This window comes from Bradyrhizobium cosmicum (assembly GCF_032290525.1).
Lineage (GTDB): Bacteria > Pseudomonadota > Alphaproteobacteria > Rhizobiales > Xanthobacteraceae > Bradyrhizobium > Bradyrhizobium cosmicum_A.
In genome coordinates this window covers 259,419-277,989 of sequence record NZ_JASXTA010000003.1, presented here as the reverse complement: position 1 = coordinate 277,989, position 18,571 = coordinate 259,419, and the positions used below count along the sequence as shown (strand labels likewise).

15 protein-coding genes are annotated in these 18,571 nt (G+C 63.4%); 4 read left to right on the top strand and 11 right to left on the bottom strand.

What is annotated here, in order from left to right:
- Positions 1 to 4 precede the first annotated feature (4 nt).
- A complete protein-coding gene (locus QSV46_RS07370; RefSeq protein WP_314948635.1) occupies positions 5 to 1,045 on the bottom strand; it encodes a branched-chain amino acid ABC transporter permease in 1,041 nt (346 codons plus the stop codon).
- 176 nt (positions 1,046 to 1,221) lie between these two features.
- Between QSV46_RS07370 and QSV46_RS07365 the strand changes: the two genes are divergently transcribed.
- Positions 1,222 to 1,755 (top strand): MarR family winged helix-turn-helix transcriptional regulator, encoded by a 534-nt coding sequence (locus QSV46_RS07365; RefSeq protein ID WP_314948632.1) that lies wholly within the window; start codon positions 1,222 to 1,224, stop codon positions 1,753 to 1,755.
- Between the two features lie 143 nt (positions 1,756 to 1,898).
- Here the strand turns inward: QSV46_RS07365 and QSV46_RS07360 are convergent, their stop codons facing one another.
- The 10 genes from QSV46_RS07360 to QSV46_RS07315 all read right to left on the bottom strand — a co-directional run bounded on the left by QSV46_RS07360 (position 1,899) and on the right by QSV46_RS07315 (position 13,223).
- Positions 1,899 to 3,182 carry a glycerate kinase gene (locus QSV46_RS07360; RefSeq protein ID WP_314948630.1) on the bottom strand — a complete coding sequence of 428 codons (1,284 nt, stop codon included), beginning with the start codon at positions 3,180 to 3,182 and terminating at the stop codon, positions 1,899 to 1,901.
- A 189-nt stretch (positions 3,183 to 3,371) separates the two neighbouring features.
- On the bottom strand, positions 3,372 to 4,601 hold the full coding sequence (locus QSV46_RS07355; RefSeq protein ID WP_314948627.1) for an ABC transporter substrate-binding protein: 1,230 nt from the start codon (positions 4,599 to 4,601) through the stop codon (positions 3,372 to 3,374).
- Positions 4,602 to 4,769: 168 nt separating this feature from the next.
- Complete coding sequence (locus QSV46_RS07350) at positions 4,770 to 5,999, bottom strand: ABC transporter substrate-binding protein (RefSeq protein ID WP_314948625.1); 1,230 nt, start codon at positions 5,997 to 5,999, stop codon at positions 4,770 to 4,772.
- 258 nt (positions 6,000 to 6,257) lie between these two features.
- On the bottom strand, positions 6,258 to 7,484 hold the full coding sequence (locus QSV46_RS07345; RefSeq protein ID WP_314948622.1) for an ABC transporter substrate-binding protein: 1,227 nt from the start codon (positions 7,482 to 7,484) through the stop codon (positions 6,258 to 6,260).
- Between the two features lie 121 nt (positions 7,485 to 7,605).
- Entirely contained in the window at positions 7,606 to 8,841 is a 1,236-nt protein-coding gene (locus tag QSV46_RS07340; protein ID WP_314948619.1) for an ABC transporter substrate-binding protein, read from the bottom strand.
- Between the two features lie 31 nt (positions 8,842 to 8,872).
- Positions 8,873 to 9,889 carry a branched-chain amino acid ABC transporter permease gene (locus QSV46_RS07335; protein ID WP_314948616.1) on the bottom strand — a complete coding sequence of 339 codons (1,017 nt, stop codon included), beginning with the start codon at positions 9,887 to 9,889 and terminating at the stop codon, positions 8,873 to 8,875.
- A gap of 2 nt (positions 9,890 to 9,891) precedes the next feature.
- Positions 9,892 to 10,770 (bottom strand): branched-chain amino acid ABC transporter permease, encoded by an 879-nt coding sequence (locus QSV46_RS07330; RefSeq protein ID WP_314948615.1) that lies wholly within the window; start codon positions 10,768 to 10,770, stop codon positions 9,892 to 9,894.
- Positions 10,771 to 10,782: 12 nt separating this feature from the next.
- Positions 10,783 to 11,496, bottom strand: coding sequence for an ABC transporter ATP-binding protein (locus QSV46_RS07325; protein WP_314948613.1), 714 nt, complete (start codon positions 11,494 to 11,496; stop codon positions 10,783 to 10,785).
- The gene (locus QSV46_RS07320) at positions 11,493 to 12,290 is read right to left on the bottom strand and encodes an ABC transporter ATP-binding protein (protein ID WP_314948611.1); all 798 of its coding nucleotides are present in this window, start codon (positions 12,288 to 12,290) and stop codon (positions 11,493 to 11,495) included. The genes QSV46_RS07325 and QSV46_RS07320 overlap by 4 nt, the downstream gene beginning before the upstream one ends.
- Positions 12,291 to 12,356: 66 nt before the next feature.
- On the bottom strand, positions 12,357 to 13,223 hold the full coding sequence (locus QSV46_RS07315; RefSeq protein WP_314948609.1) for an IclR family transcriptional regulator: 867 nt from the start codon (positions 13,221 to 13,223) through the stop codon (positions 12,357 to 12,359).
- 128 nt (positions 13,224 to 13,351) lie between these two features.
- Between QSV46_RS07315 and QSV46_RS07310 the strand changes: the two genes are divergently transcribed.
- The 3 genes from QSV46_RS07310 (at position 13,352) to pimC (ending at position 18,488) form a co-directional block, all read left to right on the top strand.
- A complete protein-coding gene (locus QSV46_RS07310; protein ID WP_314948605.1) occupies positions 13,352 to 15,448 on the top strand; it encodes a 3-hydroxyacyl-CoA dehydrogenase NAD-binding domain-containing protein in 2,097 nt (698 codons plus the stop codon).
- A gap of 145 nt (positions 15,449 to 15,593) precedes the next feature.
- Entirely contained in the window at positions 15,594 to 17,273 is a 1,680-nt protein-coding gene (gene pimA, locus QSV46_RS07305; RefSeq protein ID WP_314948602.1) for a dicarboxylate--CoA ligase PimA, read from the top strand.
- A gap of 24 nt (positions 17,274 to 17,297) precedes the next feature.
- The gene (gene pimC / locus QSV46_RS07300) at positions 17,298 to 18,488 is read left to right on the top strand and encodes a pimeloyl-CoA dehydrogenase large subunit (RefSeq protein WP_314948601.1); all 1,191 of its coding nucleotides are present in this window, start codon (positions 17,298 to 17,300) and stop codon (positions 18,486 to 18,488) included.
- Positions 18,489 to 18,571 lie beyond the last annotated feature (83 nt).

Sequence of the window (18,571 nt, the reverse complement as noted above, 5' to 3'; positions counted from 1 at the left end):
GGCGTCAGTCCTTCTCTTCCTCGACCGCGGGCGCGGCGAGCGAGCGCAACAGCAGCACCGGGATCAACAGCATGAAAACGATCACCTCCTTGTAGTTGGAGGCGTAAAACGACGAGAACGCCTCGACGATGCCGACGACCAGCGCTGCGACTGCGGTAAGGGGGTAGCTGACGAGACCGCCGATGATCGCGGCGACGAAGCCTTTCAGGCCGATCAGGAAGCCGGAGTCGTAATAGAGCGTCGTGATCGGCACGATCATGATGCCCGACAGCGCGCCGATCACGGACGCCAGCAGGAATGCGATCTGCCCCGACAGCGTGGTGCGGATGCCCGCAAGCCGCGCCCCGAGCCGGTTCACGGCGGTCGCGCGCAGCGCCTTGCCGTAGAGCGTCAGCCCGAAGAACAGCCAGAGCCCGACGATGAAGGCGATGGTGATGCCGTAGACGGCGATGCTCTGCCCGGTGAAGCGCAGTGCGCCGGCGGTGAAAGATCCGGACAGCACGGCGGGTCCGCGCTGGCCTTCGGCGCCGAAGAACAGCAGGCCCAATCCCTGAAGTGCGAGATGGACGCCCACCGATGCGATCAGCAGCACCAGCACGGAGGTGTGCGCCAGCGGCTGGAAGGCGATACGGTAGAGATACAGGCCGATCATCGCGACGATCACCAGCGACAGCGCGATGCAGACCGCGACCGGCGGCTTCTGGCTGGCGAAGTAAACGGTCAGCGCCAGCACGATGGCCGGCAGCACGATGTTGGTGATGACGCTGCGCAGGATCAGCCGGCCGTGCAGCGCCTTGCGCGCGACGAACAGGTCGAAGGCGAAGGCGCCGAGGCCCAAAGCGAGCGCGAGCTTTGCCGTGCCCGGCATCTGGCCCGCGGCCAGCGAGGCATAGGTCAGCGCCCCATAGGTGACGAATTCGCCCTGGGGGATGAGGATCACGCGGGTGACGGCGAACACCAGCACCAGCGCCAGGCCGAGCAGCGCGTAGATAGCGCCATTGGTGATGCCGTCCTGCAGCAGGAACAGCATGATGGTGGTATTCAAGACCGGACGCTCCCCCTAAAGATCAAGGACCGGTTTCCGCGATTGCGGTGGACGGCCCGCTCACAGCCATTGAAAAGGACTGACGATATTTGATATGGTCCATAACAATTATCAAATATAACATCAAGGGTGGGAACGACCCGACCCGAATTTAGCGGGATTACGAGCACGAGGCGATGACCGTTTCCAGAACCGCTGAAAAGTCTTCCGAAAAGCCCGGCGGCGCGGCCAAGGTCCGCAAGGACGCGGCCGAGGCGCAAGGCCAGAATCACGCTGAAGCCCTCCAGCTTGGTGAGCTCTCCGAACAGCTCGGCTATGTCCTGAAGCGGGCACAGCTCAAGGTGTTCGAGAACTTCCTGCGCTGCATGGCCTCGCTCCAGCTCACGCCCGCGCAGTTCTCCGTGCTGCTGCTGGTCGAGAAGAATCCGGGCCGTAACCAGACCGAGATCGCCTCCACCCTCGGCATCCTGCGCCCGAACTTCGTGGCCATGCTCGACAATCTGGAGAGCCGCGATCTCTGCGCGCGGATCCGCTCCACCAACGATCGTCGCTCGCACATCCTGGTGCTGACCGACAAGGGCAAGGCTGTGCTGACGCGCGCCAAGAAGCTCGTCGCCACCAAGCACGAGTCGCGGCTGAACGAGCTGCTCGGGCAAGCCAACCGCGAAGCCCTGCTCGCCATGCTCGCGAAGATCGCGAACGAGTTCTGAGGGCTGTGCTCTGGCCCGGCTGTCATCGTCCGGCTTGACCGGACGATCCAGTATTCCAGAGGCCGCGGTAGGATACGGATGGGCCGCGGCGTACTGGATTCCCCGCCTTCGCGGGGAATGACACCGTCATTGGAGCAGGGGCCTCAATCCACCAAAATCACGCGAATGTCGTTGACGTTGGTCAGCGTCGGGCCTGGCATCAGCAGATCTCCGGTCGTCTCGAAGAACGTGGTCGCGTCGTTGTTGTCCAGATAGGCCTGCGGCTGGAGCCCCTGTGCCTTCATCTTCGCGAAGGTGGCGGCGTCGATCAGCGCGCCGGCGGGGTCGGTGGGATGGCCGGCGCCGCCGTCGGCGCCGTCGGTGTCGCCGGCAAGCGCGGAGATATCGGGCGTGTCCTTGAGCAGTGCGGCGAGCGCCAGCGCGTATTCCTGGTTGGGGCCGCCGCGCCCATGGCCGCGGACGGTGACCGTGAGCTCGCCGCCGGAGAGGATCGCAACGCGCTTGCCCTGCGCGCGGGCCTCGAGCGCGAGCCTTGCGTGGTCGGCGGCGACCTCGCGCGCTTCGCCTTCGAGATCGGCGCCGAGATCGATCGTCTCGTAGCCGGCGTCCTTGGCGAGCTTCACCGCGGCATCGAGCGACTGCTTGGGGCGAGCGATCAATTCGAATGACGCGCGCGCAAAGGCGGCATCGCCTGGCTTGCAGCTTTCGCTATTGGGATCGTCGAGCGCGCGGCGGACGGCATCGTCGACGGCGAGCCTGTACTTCGCGACGATCGCGCGCGCATCGGCCAGCGTGGTCGGGTCCGGCACGGTGGGACCGGACGCGATCGCGGACGGATCGTCATGCGGCACGTCGGAGATCGCGAGGGTGACGATCTCGGCGGCATTCTTGCCGGCGCGCGCGAGACGGCCGCCCTTGATGCGCGAGAGATGCTTGCGCACGACATTCATCTCGCCGATCGGCGCGCCGGAACGCAGCAGCGCCTTGTTGACCGCCTGCTTCTGCGCAAAGCTGATGCCGTCCACCGGCGCGATCCAGTTCGCCGAGCCGCCGCCGGTCAGCAGCACCAGAAGCAGATCGTCCGGCCCGGCCTCGCCGGCGAGCGCGAGCGTGTCGGCGGCGCCCTTGAGGCCGGCCTCGTCAGGCACGGGGTGGCCGGCCTCGACCACGCGGATCCGGCGCGTCGGCACGCCATAGCCGTGGCGCGTGGTGGCGATGCCGACGAGGCGCTCCGGCGCAAGCTTGAGCGTGTCGAGATAATGCCGCTCGGCCGCGGCGGCCATTGCGCCCGCGCCCTTGCCGGCGGCAAGGCAGATCACGCGTCCCTTCGGTGCGGGCCGCAAGTGCGGCGCCAGAATTGTACTCGGATGCGCGGCGGCAACGGCGGCGTCGTAGAGCGCGCGGAGCAGCGGACGTCGGTCGGTCATGACGAAAAGCCTTCGGCGGACTAGAACAATGGCGACGAAATCGCCGTCCATCTGCCTACCGCATCGGGCGCGAAAGCGTAAGCGGGCTTTGCCATCATTCGATTGTGCAATCGCGTGATCATAATCGGCGCAGCAAAACCCCCTGCGATCATCTCGCAGGGGGCTCTCATCGTCATCTGGCCGAGCCGGCTAGCCGCCCGCGTCGGCGCTGATCACGTCGCCGAACAGTTCCCACTTCTCGCCCTTGAACTTCTCGAGTTGGAGCTGGCTGATCGGCGCGAAATCGGTCGGCGAGGTGTTGATCTTCACGCCCGGCAACAGCGCCTCGGTGCGGAAGTCCTTTAGACTCGCCGCCTGCTTCATGAGGTTCTCGCGCGTGAGATCGTCGCCGCACTGCTTCAAGACCTGAACCAGCGTCTGGGCTACGGCATAGCCGACGATGGTGCCCTTATCGAGCTTGTCGCCTTCGGGGAAGTATTTGGTCATGAACGCCAAAAAGTCCTTCATGCCGGGATCGTTGGTCCACGCGGGATCCGACACGTCCTTGAGATAGTCGGCCGAGATGATGTCCTGGCCGTTCTCGAAGCCGGCGGGCTTCATCACGCTGCCGACGGAGGCCGAGACGTTGTTGAGGAAGTGCAGCGGCTTCCAGCCGATCTCTGAGTTCTTCTTGATCGCCTGCGCCGCGAATTTCGGCGTCGTGATGTTCATGAAGACGTCGGCGCCGGTCGACTTCAGCTTGACGATGTGATTGTCGATGGTCGGCTCCGAGGTCTCGTAGCTCTCCTCGATCACGATCATCGAGGCAGCCTTCGCTCCCAGACCGTCCTTCAGGCCCTTCAGATAGTCCTTGCCGTAATCGTCGTTCTGGTAGAGCACGGCGATCTTGGCGTCCGGCTTGTTCTTGAGCAGCCACTTCGCATAGATCTGCGTCTCGCTCTGGTAGTTGGGCTGCCAGCCCATGGTCCAGGGGAAGTTCTGCGGATCGTTCCACTTGGTGGCGCCCGTGGCGACGAACAGCTGCGGCACCTTCTTCGAGTTCATGTATTTGTGGATTGCCGAGTTCGGCGGCGTGCCGAGCGAGTTGAAGATGAACAGCACCTCGTCGCTCTCGACCAGCTTGCGCGCCTGCTCCACCGTCTTCGGCGGCGAATAGGCGTCGTCGTACGAGATGAAATTGATCTTGCGGCCATTGATGCCGCCTTCGTCGTTGATCTTCTTGAAATAGGCGGCTTCGGTCCGCCCGATGATGCCGTAGGCGGACGCCGGTCCGCTATAGGGCATGATGTTGCCGATCTTGATCTCGGTGTCGGTCGCGCCGGTGTCGTATTTCTTCTGGGCCGATGCAGTAGAGGCCGAGGACGCAATGAGCGCAAGTGCCAGTGACGCGGCCGCAATTTTGCCGGTGACAGCGGGCATTCCTATCTCCCTATTTTCTTGGTGTGTGCATCCCTTTTCTTGTCTTGATTGTTTTTGGCGACGCAGCGTCAATTCAATACGATTTGGCAGACAGCTTCAAGACAAAGCCCCTGCGACCTGGTCGCAGGGGCTGCTTCTTTAATAGTCATTGACCGGCGGTGGGCGAGTTTACCCGCCGACGTCACCGCTGATCACTTCGCCGAACAGCTCCCAGGTCTCGCCCTTGAACCGCTCCAGTTGCACCTGCGAGATGGGGGCGAAGTCCGTGGGGCTGGTGTTAACCTTGACTCCCGGAAGTAGTCCGGCCGGTTCGAAATCTCTCAGGCTGGCGGCCTGCTTCATGACGTTCTCGCGGGTCAGATTATCACCGCAAGCCTTCAATACGTGCACGAGCCCTTGCGAGACGATATAGCCGTACATGACCGAGGCGTCGGCCCGGTTTGCCTCCGGATAGTATTTGTCGAGGAATTCGTTCCAGGCCTTCATGCTGGGGTCGTTCTTCCATTGCGGGTCGGTCGGGTCTTTGAAGTATTGCGACGAGATGATGCCCTGCGCAGCCTCGAAGCCGGCCGGTTTGATCACGCTGCCGATCGATGCCGACACGTTGTTGAGGAAGTGGATCGGCTTCCAGCCGATCTCCGCATTCTTCTTGATCGCCTGCGCGGCGAATTTCGGCGTGCTGATGTTGAAGAAGACGTCAGCCCCGATCGATTTGAGTTTGACAATGTGAGAGTCGACGGTCGGCTCCGAGACCTCATAGCTTTCCTCGACTACAATCATCGAGGCGGCCTTGGCGCCGAGCCCGTCCTTGAATCCCTTCAGATAGTCCTTGCCGTAGTCGTCATTCTGATACAGCACGGCAATCTTGGCGTCGGGATGGTTCTTCAGGATGTATTTGGCGTAGATGATGGATTCGCTCTGGTAGTTGGGCTGCCAGCCCATGGTCCAGGGGAAGTTCTGCGGATCGTTCCATTTCGTGGCCCCGGTGGCGACGAACAACTGCGGCACCTTCTTGGAGTTCATGTACTTCTGGATCGCTGAGTTCGGCGGCGTGCCGAGCGAGTTGAAGATCAGCAGCACTTCGTCGCTTTCGACAAGCTTGCGCGCCTGCTCCACCGTCTTCGGCGGCGAGTAGGCATCGTCGTAGCTGATGAAGTTGATCTTGCGGCCGTTGATCCCGCCCTCCGCATTGATCTTCCTGAAGTAGGCTTCCTGGGTCTTGCCAATCACGCCATAGGCCGAAGCGGGGCCGCTATAGGGCATGATGTTGCCGATCTTGATTTCGGTGTCGGACGCGCCGGTGTCGTATTTCTTTTGCGCTGACGCTGCGGTGGAAAAGGCAGCAGCCACTGCGAGGGCGGCCGCAAGGGCCCCCAGCCGCACATGCATTGCAGGCATCTTGTTCTCCCTTGGTCGGTTTCAATGTGTCTTTTATTTTGATCGGGAGCGCTCGTTTGCGTCGCTCCTGCGCACATTGAATACCCTTCCTGTCGGGCCAGCAAGAAAAACGCCTCGGCAACTGTCGCAGCGCGCGCAATTTGATCGATGCGGCGCGGAATATTCCGAGTAGTGAAACTCGTAGCTTGCGTTAACGAATTGATCCTGAATTGCGCTACTCTTCTAGGGCGACTTCAAGTTGCGCCATTCTCGAAGAGCTCAATGTCCCGGCTCGCTCGAGATGATGTCGCCGAACAGCTCCCATTTCTTGCCCTTGAACCGCATCATCTGGAGCTGCTCGATCGGCGCGAAATTGTCCGGCGCGGTGTTGATCTTGATGCCGGGCAAGAGCGTATCGGGCTCGAAATCCTTCAAGGAAGCGGCCTGCTTCATGACGTTCTCATGGGTGAGCTCGTCGCCGCACATCTGCAGCACCTTCACCATGGTCTGCGCCGCGGCATAGCCGAACACTACGCCGGCATCGAGCTTGTTGGCCTGGGGATCGTATTGCGCGAGGAAATTGTAGAACTTCTTCATGCCGTCATCGGCGTTCCATTGCGGGTCGGAGCCGTCCTTGGTGTAGCTCGCCGACAGGATGCCTTGCGATATCTCGAGGCCCGCCGGCTCGAGCACGCCGCCGACCGACGCGGAGACGTTGGAGATGATGTGGACCGGATGCCAGTTGATCTCGGCCGCCTTCTTGATCGCCTGCGCGGCGAATTTCGGCGTGGTGATGCTGATGAAGACATCGGCGCCCGAGGCCTTCAGCTTCACGACGTGCTCGTCGATCGCCGGCTCCGAGGTGTCGTAACTGTCCGCGAGCACGATCATCGACGCCTTCGCGCCGAAACCCTCCTTCAATCCCTTCAGATAGTCCTTGCCGAAATCGTCGTTCTGGTAGAGCACGCCGATCTTCGCGTCCGGCTTCTCCTTCATCAGGTACTTGGCGTAGATGCGCGCCTCGCTGGCGTAGCTCGGCTGCCAGCCCATGGTCCACGGGTACTGCTTCGGATCGTTCCACTTGGAGGCGCCGCTCGCCACGAACAGCTGCGGCACCTTCTTCTCGTTCATGTATTTGCGGATCGCGCCGTTGGTGGAGGTGCCGAGCGAGCCGAAGATCAGCAGCACGTTATCGCTCTCGACCAGCTTGCGCGCCTGCTCCACCGTCTTCGGCGGCGAATAGGCGTCGTCGTAGGAGATGAACCTGAGCTTGCGGCCGTTGATGCCGCCCTCGGCATTGATCTTGTTGAAATAGGCTTGCTCGGTCTTGCCGATCGCGGCATAGGCGGAGGCCGGCCCGCTATAGGGCATGATATTGCCGATCTTGATCTCGGTATCGGAAGCGCCGCTGTCGTATTTCTTTTGCGCCACCACCGGGCCAGTCATCGCAGTGCACAACGAAAGTGCGGCCCAGATGGCCGCAACCTGAAATCGAACGGCAGTCATTGTTCTCCTACCCCGGGGCTGGATCGGCGCCGCATTGAACAAGATTGACGGCGGACGTCAACAAAAAGCCCCCGCGATCGTTCGCGGGGGCTGCGTGGGTTTGGACTATTGCGTCAGCGTGTCAGTCGGTGGGGACGTCGCCGCTGATGATCTCGCCGAACAGTTCCCACTTCTCGCCCTTGAAGCGCTGCATCTGGAGCTGCGAAATCGGAGCGAAGTCGGTGGCGCTGGTGTTGATCTTGACGCCGGGAAGCAGGGTGTCCGGCGCGAAATCCTTCAGCGACGCCGCCTGCTTCATGATGTTGGCCCGGGTCAAATCGTCGCCGCACATCTCCAGGACCTTGGCCAGCGTCGATGCCGCGCCGTAACCGTAGACGATGCTGGTGTCGGTCTTGTCTGCGCCGGGCATGTACTTGTCGAGGAACTCGGACCACTTCTTCATGCCGGGATCGTTATTCCACTGCGGGTCGGTGCCGTCCTTGGCGTAGGCCGCCGACAGCACGCCCTGGGCGTTATCGAGGCCGGCCGGCTTCATCACGCTGCCGACCGAGATCGAGACGTTGGTCAGGATCTGGAGCGGCTTCCAGGTGAGCTCGGCCGTCTTTTTAATGGTCTGGGCGGCGAATTTGGGCGTCGCGTAGATCAGCAGCACGTCAGGATTGGCCGCCTTGATCTTGACGATGTGGCCGTCGATCGAAGGCTCGGACACCTCATAGCTCTCCTCCATGATGATCATGGAGGAAGCCTTGGCGCCGAAGCCGTCCTTGGTGCCCTTAAGGTAGTCCTTACCGAAATCGTCGTTCTGATAGAGGATCGCGACCTTGGCGTCGGGCTTCTCCTTCAAGAGCCATTTCGCATAGATCTGCGCTTCGCTCTGGTAGGAGGGCTGCCAGCCCATGGTCCAGGGGAAGTTCTTCGGGTCGTTCCACTTGGTGGCGCCGGTGGCGACGAACAGCTGCGGAATCTTCTTGGCGTTCAGGTATTTCTGGATCGCGCTGTTCGAAGGCGTGCCGAGCGGGTTGAATACGGCCAGCACTTCGTCGCTCTCGACCAGCTTGCGGACCTGCTCCACGGCCTTCGGCGGCGAATAGCCGTCGTCGTAGGTGACGAAGTTGATCTTGCGGCCGTTGATGCCGCCTTTGTCGTTGATCATCTTGAAATAGGCTTCTTCGGTCTTGCCGATGATGCCATAGGCCGACGCCGGACCGCTGTACGGCATGATGTTGCCGATCTTGATCTCGGTATCGGACGCGCCGGTGTCGTATTTTTTCTGGGCAAGTGCTGCGCCGGAGGTGAAGGTAATGACCGCCGTTGCCGTGACCAGCGCAGCGGTTCGCAGTGTTCTTTCAAAAAGCAATTCGGGTCTCCTTGGTTTAATTAACGAGTCGTCAGTTCTTTTTGAGCCGGCCGACGAGTTGCTGGCCAACGATCGCGACCTGCCTGGCGCCATGCGGCACGAGGTAGATGACGAGGAACAGCAGGACGCCGAACACAGCGCCGGAGAGGCCCTTGGAGATGCCCTCCGCGATGTTCGGCACGAAGATGATGAAGGCGGCGCCGACGATCGAGCCCGGCAGCCAGCCCACGCCGCCGACGACCATGCCGAGGAACAGCGAGATCGCCAGCGTGATGGTGTAGCTGTCAGGCGCGACGAACTGCACCGCGATCGCGCCGAGCGAGCCGGCGATGCCGGTGATCGCAGCCGACACGCCGAAGGCCAGCGTCTTGTACAGCGCGACGTCGACGCCCATGGCGGAGGCGGCGATCTCGTTGTCGCGGATCGCCATGAAGGCGCGGCCCGAGCGGGAGCGCAGCAGGTTCACCGCGAAGATGTAGATCGCGATCACGACCACGAGCGTGAAGTAGTACAGCCACATGTCCTGCGACATCTTCAGTCCGAACGGCGCATCGGGCTTGGTGACGACGAGGCCCTGCACGCCGCCGGTCCAATGCTCGAGGAAGTTCAGCTTCAGAAGCTGCGGCATGGCGGTGGCGAGCGCGAAGGTCGCAAGCGCCAGGTAGACGCCGGAGAGCCGCAGCGCCGGCTGCCCGAACAGGAAGCCGAAGCCGAAGCAGACCACGCCGGCGATCGGCAAGGTCAGGGCGTAATTGACGTTGAAATGCTCCATCAGCACCGCGGTCGTATAGGCGCCGACGGCGTAGAACGCGCTCTGGCCGAGCGAGAACTGGCCGGAGCCGCCGGTCAGGATGTTCAGCGCCAGCACCGCAAGCCCGTAGATCAGGAGCATCGTCATCTGGAAGATGATGAAGTTCTTGACGAAGACGGGCGCGATGAGCAGGGCGGCGAGCACCACCAGCGAGGTGCCGGTGCCCAGCGTCATGGCCCGCTTCGGAACGGCCTCGACCGCCTGGTGGCCTTCAACGACTTCTTCTGCAGCGCTCATGATCAAACTCGCTTGACGATGTGCCGGCCGAACAGGCCAGCCGGTTTGACGACCAGGACGGAGATGATCAGCGCGAGCGCGATCGGGAGCTTCAGCTCGTTGCCGACGCCGGGGATGTAGGTGCCTGCGAGGTTCTCGAAGACGCCGACCAGGAAGCCGCCGACCACGGCGCCGAACGGGCTGGTCAGTCCGCCGAGCACCGCGGCGGCGAAGCCGTAGATCAGCACGCCGCCCATCATGTTGGGCTCGAGGAACACGACCGGGGCGATCAGCATGCCGGCGATCGCGCCGATCGCGGTCGCCATGCCCCAGCCGAGCGCGATCATCCAGGACGTGTTGATGCCGACGAGGCGAGCCGATTCAGGCACGGAGGCGGCCGCGCGCATGGCAAGGCCGATCCGCGTGTACTGGAAGAAGAAGTAGAGGCCGAGCAGCAGCAGCACGGTGACGCCGATCATGCCGGCCTGGTGGGTCGAGATCAGCTGACTGCCCAGGAACGGCGAGGAGCCGAACGGGGTCGGATACTGCTTGATGGTGAAGTCCCAGATCAGGCCGGCCGAGGAGTTGATGATCGCGAACAGCGCGATGAAGCCGGCGACGTTGGTGAGAACCGGTGCCTTTACCAGCGGCTTGAACAGGATGCGCTCGATCGCGATGCCGGCGACGAAGGAGAGCGCCAGCGTGATCACGAAAGCGGCCCAGTACGGCACGCCCCACTGCATCAACTGCCAGGAGATGAAGGTCGAGAACATCGCCATCTCGCCCTGCGCGAAGTTGAGATGGTCGATCGCCTGGTAGATCATGACCACGGCCAGCGCCATACAGGCATAGATCGCGCCGGTGGCGATGCCGGCCAGCACTTGGTTGGTGAATAGCTCCATCGTGCCGGCTCCTCAGTAACCCAGATAGGATTTGCGGATTTCTTCGTTGTTCGCGATGTCCTTGGCATTGCCCGACATCACGATGCGTCCGGTCTCGATCACATAGGCCTGGTCGGCGAGCTCGAGCGCGAGCTGGGCGTTCTGCTCGACCACCAGGATCGACACCTTGTCCTCGCGGTTGATCTTGCCGAGGATGCCGAACAGGTCGCGCACCACCAGCGGCGCGAGGCCGAAGGACGGCTCGTCCAGCAGCATCAGCCGCGGCCGCAGCATCAGCGCGCGGGCGACCGCGAGCATCTGCTGCTCGCCGCCGGAGAGCGTGCCGGCCTGCTGGGTGTGGCGCTGCTTCAGTACCGGGAAATGCGCGTACATGCGCTCGATGTCGGAGATGATGCCAGCGCTGTCCTTGCGGGTGATGGCCCCGAGCTGGAGGTTCTCCTCCACCGTCATGGTGGTGAAGGTGCCGCGCCCTTGCGGCACATGGGCGATCCCGAACCGCACGATGCTCTCGGTGGAGCGGTTGCTCAGCGGCTTGCCTTCGAACTCGATCGCACCGGTGGAGCGCACCATGTTGCAGATCGCGCGCAAGGTGGTGGTCTTGCCGGCACCGTTGGCCCCGAGCAGCGTCGTCAGCGACCCCTCATTGAGCGAGAAGGAGAGGCCGTGGAGCGCCTGGACCTGGCCGTAATAGGCGCGCAGGTCCTTGACGTTGAGCAGCGTCGTCATTGGTCCTTGCTCCCGAGATAGGCCTTGATGACTTCGGGATCGGCCTGCACCTGGGCCGGCGTGCCTTCGGCGAGCTTCTTGCCGAAATTCAGCGCGACGACGTGGTCGGCGATCGACATCACGAGGCCCATGTGGTGCTCGACCAGCAGCACGGTCATGTGGCGCTCGTCACGGATTTTGCGGATGAGGTCGCCGAGCAAATGGACTTCCTCGTGGTTGAGGCCGCCGGCCGGCTCGTCGAGCAGCAGGATCTTCGGATCGGCCGCGAGCGCGCGCGCCAGCTCGACGCGCTTCTGGGTGCCGAAGGGAAGCCCTGAGACGACGGTGTGGGCGACATCCTCGAGCTTGAGGTAGGCGAGAATCTCGTGGACCTTCCTGTTGACGTCGCTCTCGCTGCGCCGGACCCATGCGAGTCGCAGGGAGTCGCTGATGATGTCGCTGGAGGTCTTCGAATGGGCGCCGACGCGGACGTTGTCCATCACCGACAGGTTGGGAAACAGCGCCACGTTCTGGAAGGTGCGGCCGATTCCGATCTCGGCGATCCGGTGCGGCGGCCGCTTCAGGATGCTCGTGCCTTCCATCAGGATGTCGCCTGACGACGGTTGGTAAAGCCGCGAGAGACAGTTGAAGAGTGTGGTCTTGCCGGCGCCGTTGGGGCCGATCAATCCGAGGATCTGGCCCTTGTGCATGTCGAAGGACACGCCGTTGAGCGCAATGATGCCGCCGAACACGACGCTGACGTCGCGAACCGCGAGCAGGGGCGATGTCCCCTGCGCGAGCTGTGCCTGCGTCATGTCGTCTCGCCCACGCGATTCAGTGGGCGAGGGGGCGATGCGAACCGCTCCCGGTGATGACGAACGCTATCTGAACCCCTCGGCCACACGCGCAACTTTTCCTCCTGATTTCAGCTTTTTGCTGACTTCTTTTTTGGATTGCGGCATCAGTCCACCGAGTGCCGCTTCGATGTTCCTTACCATCGCAAGCAGACGCGGTCCAATGTCGTTGATCAAACGCTCTTCCGTGAAGCGGAATGCGGGCGCGCCGCAATTGAATGCGTAAGGTCCGGTTCCGTCGTTGAGCTTGAGCGCGACGCCGGCGGCGCCGATGTCGTCGTGCCAGTCGCCGACCGAAATCGCGAAGCCGTATTTCGCGACGGTCTCGCCGGAACGCTCCAGTCCGTCGCGCATCTTGGGCCAGCGGCTGCCGTAATGTTCGCGCAGGATGCGGGTTACTTCGGCGCGGTTGTCGTCGTCGAGCGCCCAGAAATAGGCGCGGCCCATCGCGCTGGTTGCAATCGGCACGCGGGAGCCGACGTCAAGTTGAACGCCGACCGTCTCGCTGCCGCGACTTTGCCCGAAATAGATCATGCTGTGACGGTCGCGGCCGCCGATGGCGACCGCGCCGCCGGTCGCGCGCATCACTTCCTCGCGAAACGGCTCGGACAAATGCCGAACGCCGAGATTGGACAGCGCCGCGTAACCGAGCGCCATCGCCGCCGGGGCGAGCTGATATTTCTCGAAGCGGGGAACCGGCGTCAGATAGCCGAGCCTCGTCAACGTGTAGGTCAGCCGCGAAACGGTCGGCTTCGGCAGATTGGTGCGGGCCGCGATTTCCTGATTGCCGAGAAGGCCGTCATTAGGTTCGAATGCGCGCAACACGTCCAGCCCGCGGGAAAGCGCGACGACGAAATTCCGGTCGGTCGCAGTCTTCTTTCCTGTACGCTTCATCCCTGATCTGCTTCTTGCGCGGAGTCGTTGACAACGTCCGTGCTTCAAAATAACCCTGCCGTCAAGATGCGGAATTAAATTCCGCACTGCGAAATAGCAAAAGTAAAGCCCCACCAAGGAGGGAAGCCGTGAGCGAAGTGGTCAAGCTAGAGCGTCATGACGAAGTCGGGATCGTCACGGTGAACAGCCCTCCGGTCAATGCGCTGAGTGCCGCAGTGCGCGGTGGTATACTGGAATGCATCAAGGCCGCGATCGCCGATCCCGCGATCAAGGGCATCGTGCTGACCTGCGCCGGCCGCACCTTCATTGCCGGTGCCGACATCACCGAATTCGGCAAGCCGCCGAAGCCGCCGGGACTGAACGAGGTTCTGGCCGAGATGGAAAACTCGCCGAAGCCGATCGTGGCCGCGATCCACGGCACCGCGCTCGGCGGCGGTCTCGAGGTCGCGCTCGCGTGTCATTTCCGCGTGGCGGTCAAAGAGGCCAAGCTCGGCCTGCCCGAGGTGAAGCTCGGCCTGCTGCCGGGCGCCGGCGGCACCCAGCGCCTGCCGCGCGCGGTCGGTCCGGAGCTTGCCGTCAAGATGATCGTCGGCGGTGACCCGATCGGTGCTGCCGAGGCGCTCAAGAACGGCCTGATCGAGGAGATCGTCGAAGGCCCGGCCTCCGGCGGCGAAGCTTTCGTCCGCAAGCTGCTCGCCGAGAAGCGTCCGCTGCGCCGGCTGCGGGACGACGATTCCAAGATCGCGGCCGCCAAGGCCGACCGCTCGATCTTCACCAACGCGGTCGCGGCGATGACCAAGAAGTCGCGCGGCCTGGAAGCGCCGTTCGCCGCGGCCGATGCCGTCGGCTATGCCATTGACCTGCCGTTCGACGAAGGCCTGAAGAAGGAGCGCGAGGGCTTCCTCAAGCTCGTCGCCAGCGACCAGTCCAAGGCGCAGCGCTATGCCTTCTTCGCCGAGCGCGAGGCCGCCAAGATCGCCGGGGTGCCCGAGGGCACCAAGGCGCGTCCCGTTAACCGTGTTGCCATTCTCGGCGCCGGCACCATGGGCGGCGGCATCGCGATGTCGTTCGCCAATGCCGGCATTCCCGTCACTCTGATCGAGACCGGCGAAGAACAGCTCAAGCGCGGCATGGGCATCATGCAGAAGAACTGGGAGGCGACCGCCGCGCGCGGCGGCATCCCGGCGGACGCGCCCGCCAAGCGCATGGCGCTGATCAACGGTGTCGTCGGCATCGAGAACGTCGGCGACGCCGACCTCGTCATCGAAGCCGTGTTCGAGACCATGGCGGTGAAGAAAGAGGTGTTCGGCAAGCTCGACCAGTACGTCAAGCCGGGCGCGGTGCTGGCCTCCAACACGTCCTATCTCAACATCGACGAGATCGCGAAGTCCACCAAGCGGCCGCAGGACGTTTTGGGCATGCACTTCTTCTCGCCGGCCAACGTCATGAAGCTGTGCGAGATCGTGCGCGCCGACAAGACCGCGCCGGATGCGCTGGTGACTGCGGTGAATATCGCGCGCAAGATCGCGAAGGTGCCGGCCGTGGTCGGCGTCTGCGACGGCTTTGTCGGCAACCGCATGCTGGCCCAGCGCGGCAAGCAGTCCGAGAAGCTGCTGTTCGAAGGCGCGCTACCGCAGCAGGTCGATGCCGTCGTGACCAAGTTCGGCATGCCGATGGGTCCGTTCGCGATGGGCGACCTCGCCGGCCTCGACATCGGCTGGCGCTCGCGCAAGGACCGCGGCATCAAGTCGGAGATCGCGGACGCGCTCTGCGAGGCCGGCCGCTTCGGCCAGAAGACCGGCAAGGGCTATTACAAGTACGAGGCGGGCTCGCGCTCGCCGCTGCCCGATCCGGAGGTCGAGAAGCTGATCGACGAAACGTTGCTGCGTCTTGGCCGCAAGAAGCGAATCGTCAGCGACGAGGAGATCCTCGAGCGCATGATGTATCCGATGATCAACGAGGGCGCGAAGATCCTGGAAGAGGGCATCGCGGCGCGCCCGTCCGACATCGACGTGGTCTGGCTCTACGGCTACGGCTGGCCGATCTATCGCGGCGGCCCGATGTTCTGGGCCGACAGCGTCGGCCTCAAGCACATCGCCGATCGCCTGTCCTTCTACGCCAAGGAGACCAACGACCCCAGCCTCGAGCCCGCGCCGCTGCTGAAGAAGCTCGCGGCCGAAGGCAAGACGTTTGCCTCGCTGGCGGCGGCGTCGAAGGCGGCGTGATGGCCGCTGCCTATCCTCTCGTCATTCCGGGATGGCCCGAAGGGCCAGACCCGGAATCCATTTTTCCTTTGAACGCGCGGCCTGATGGATTCCGGGCTCGCGACTTCGTCGCGCCCCGGAATGACGACTGAATATGATGCAAAGAATGACCCATCCTGGCGAACAGTTTTATCCCGAAGGCGTGCGCTGGGACGACACCATCGTCCAGGGCCCGCTGCCTGAGCTGCTGTCGAAAGCTGCCGCCGAGTACGGCCCGCGCACTGCGATCGAGTTCCGCGATCGTCCCATCACCTATACCGAGCTCGCTGCGATGGCCGAGCGCGCGGCGGCCGCCTTCCTGCGTGCCGGCTGCGGCAAGAGCAGTTCGGTCGCGCTGTTCCTCGGCAACACGCCGGACCATCCGATCAATTTCTTCGGCGCGCTCAAGGCAGGCAGCCGCGTTGCGCATCTCTCGCCGCTCGACGGCGAGATCGCGCTGGCGCACAAGGTCTCCGACTCCGGCTCCCGCCTGCTCGTCACCTCGAACCTGCAGGCGCTGCTGCCGACTGCGCTCAAATTTCTGGAGAAGGGGCTGATCGATCGCCTCGTCGTCTGCGAGGACGACAATTGGGGCAGGGTCGGCACGCCACAGGCGGCGATCCCCGATGATCCCCGCATCGTCACCTTCAAGGCCTTCGTCGAGGGCGCGACGGCACCGGCAGAATGGCCGAAAGTCACGGCGGATGACGTCGCGCTGCTGCAATATACCGGCGGCACCACCGGCCTTCCCAAGGGCGCGATGCTGACGCATGGCAATCTCACCTCGGCGGTGTCGATCTACGATGTCTGGGGCAAACCGTCACGCGCGACCCGCGGCGATGTCGTCGAGCGCGTGATCTGCGTGCTGCCGCTGTTCCATATCTACGCGCTGACTGTCGTGCTGCTGTCCGCGCTCAGCCGCGGCCATCTGATCTCGCTGCATCAGCGTTTCGATGTCGAAGCGGTCATGCGCGACATCGAGGTCAAGCGCGCGACCTACTTCCCGGGCGTGCCGACCATGTGGATCGCGCTCGCCGCGCTGCCCGATCTCGACAGGCGCGATTTTTCCTCGCTGGCCACCATCGGTTCCGGCGGCGCGCCGCTGCCGGTGGAAGTCGCGAACTTCTTCGAACGCAAGATCGGCAAGAAGCTGAAGAGCGGCTGGGGCATGACCGAGACATGCTCGCCCGGCACCGGCCATCCGCCCACGGGACCCGACAAGCCCGGCTCGATCGGACTGATGCTGCCCGGTATCGAGCTCGACGTCGTCGCGCTGGACGATCCGAGGCGCGTGCTGCCGCCGGGCGAAGTCGGCGAGATCCGCATCAAGGGCCCGAACGTCACCAAAGGCTACTGGAACAAGCCGGAGGGCTCCGCGGAAGCCTTCGTCGGCGGTCGCTTCGTCACCGGCGACATCGGCTACATGGACGCCGACGGCTATTTCTTCCTGGTCGACCGCAAGAAGGACATGATCATCTCCGGCGGATTCAACGTCTATCCGCAGATGATCGAGCAGGCGATCTACACCATCCCGGGCGTGCACGAGGTGATTGTGCTCGGCATTCCCGACCCGTATCGCGGCGAGGCCGCAAAGGCCTTCATCAAGCTGAGGCCGGATGCCAACCCATTCTCGCTCGACGAGCTGCGCGCGCGGCTTGCCGGCAAGCTCGGCAGGCACGAATTGCCGGCCGATGTCGCGTTCGTCGACGATCTGCCGCGCACGCCGGTCGGAAAGCTGTCCCGCCACGAATTGCGCCAGCAGCAGAAGCAATCGTCGTCACCAGTCCAACAGCACGCTACAAACTAGCAATAACGCTCACAGGAGGATCCGATGGATCTCGCATTCACGAAGGAAGAGCAGGCGTTTCGCGAGGAAGTGCGATCATTCTTCCGCGACAACGTGCCGCCGGATACGCGGCGCAAGCTGGTCGAGGGCCGCCATCTGTCGAAGGACGAGATGGTGACCTGGTGGCGCATCCTCAACAAGAAGGGCTGGGGCGTCAGCCATTGGCCCAAGCAGTATGGCGGCACGGGGTGGACCTCCGTGCAGCACTACATCTTCAACGAGGAGCTGCAGTCCTATCCGGCGCCGCAGCCGCTCGCCTTCGGCGTCAGCATGGTCGGCCCCGTCATCTACACCTTCGGCAACGAGGCGCAGAAGAAGCAGTATCTGCCGCGCATCGCCAATGTCGACGACTGGTGGTGCCAGGGCTTTTCGGAGCCCGGCTCCGGCTCCGACCTCGCTTCGCTCAAGACGAAAGCCGAGCGCAGGGGCGACAAGTGGATCATCAACGGCCAGAAGACCTGGACCACGCTGGCCCAGCACGCCGACATGATCTTCTGCCTCTGCCGCACCGATCCCGCCGCCAAGAAGCAGATGGGCATCTCCTTCATCGTGTTCTCGATGAAGTCGAAGGGCGTCACGGTGCGCCCGATCCAGACCATCGACGGCGGCGCCGAGGTCAACGAGGTGTTCTTCGACGACGTCGAGGTGCCCATCGAGAATCTGATCGGCGAGGAGAACAAGGGCTGGGATTACGCAAAATTCCTGCTCGGCAATGAGCGCACCGGCATCGCCCGCGTCGGCGTCTCCAAGGAGCGGCTGCGCCGCATCCGCGATCTCGCCGGCAAGGTCGAGTCCGCTGGCCGCCCGATCATCCAGGACGCCGCGTTCCGCGAGAAGCTGGCGGCCTGCGAGATCGAACTGAAGGCGCTCGAGCTCACGCAGCTCCGCGTCGTCGCCGACGAAGGCAAGCACGGCAAGGGCAAGCCCAATCCGGCGTCCTCGGTGCTGAAGATCAAGGGCTCCGAGATCCAGCAGACCACCACCGAGCTGTTGATGGAAGTGATCGGCCCGTTCGCCGCGCCTTACGATGTGCACGGCGATGACGGCTCGAACGAAGCCATGGACTGGACCGCCCAGATCGCGCCGAGCTACTTCAACAACCGCAAGGTCTCGATCTACGGCGGCTCCAACGAGATCCAGCGCAACATCATCGCCAAGGCGGTGCTGGGACTGTGAGTCAGGAATGACGGTGTCGTCCCCCGCGGAGGCGGGGGACCCAGTACGCCGCGGCGGTCGTGAGTACGACGGACGGCTGCGTT

Coding starts and splice junctions, on each gene's coding strand:
- pimC (WP_314948601.1), top strand. CDS start 17,298: ATGGATCTCGCATTCACGAAGGAAGAGCAGGCGTTTCGCGAGGAAGTG.
- QSV46_RS07320 (WP_314948611.1), bottom strand. CDS start 12,290: ATGACGCAGGCACAGCTCGCGCAGGGGACATCGCCCCTGCTCGCGGTT.
- QSV46_RS07350 (WP_314948625.1), bottom strand. CDS start 5,999: ATGCCTGCAATGCATGTGCGGCTGGGGGCCCTTGCGGCCGCCCTCGCA.
- QSV46_RS07365 (WP_314948632.1), top strand. CDS start 1,222: ATGACCGTTTCCAGAACCGCTGAAAAGTCTTCCGAAAAGCCCGGCGGC.
- QSV46_RS07330 (WP_314948615.1), bottom strand. CDS start 10,770: ATGGAGCTATTCACCAACCAAGTGCTGGCCGGCATCGCCACCGGCGCG.
- QSV46_RS07325 (WP_314948613.1), bottom strand. CDS start 11,496: ATGACGACGCTGCTCAACGTCAAGGACCTGCGCGCCTATTACGGCCAG.
- QSV46_RS07335 (WP_314948616.1), bottom strand. CDS start 9,889: ATGAGCGCTGCAGAAGAAGTCGTTGAAGGCCACCAGGCGGTCGAGGCC.
- QSV46_RS07345 (WP_314948622.1), bottom strand. CDS start 7,484: ATGACTGCCGTTCGATTTCAGGTTGCGGCCATCTGGGCCGCACTTTCG.
- QSV46_RS07360 (WP_314948630.1), bottom strand. CDS start 3,182: ATGACCGACCGACGTCCGCTGCTCCGCGCGCTCTACGACGCCGCCGTT.
- pimA (WP_314948602.1), top strand. CDS start 15,594: ATGACCCATCCTGGCGAACAGTTTTATCCCGAAGGCGTGCGCTGGGAC.
- QSV46_RS07315 (WP_314948609.1), bottom strand. CDS start 13,223: ATGAAGCGTACAGGAAAGAAGACTGCGACCGACCGGAATTTCGTCGTC.
- QSV46_RS07355 (WP_314948627.1), bottom strand. CDS start 4,601: ATGCCCGCTGTCACCGGCAAAATTGCGGCCGCGTCACTGGCACTTGCG.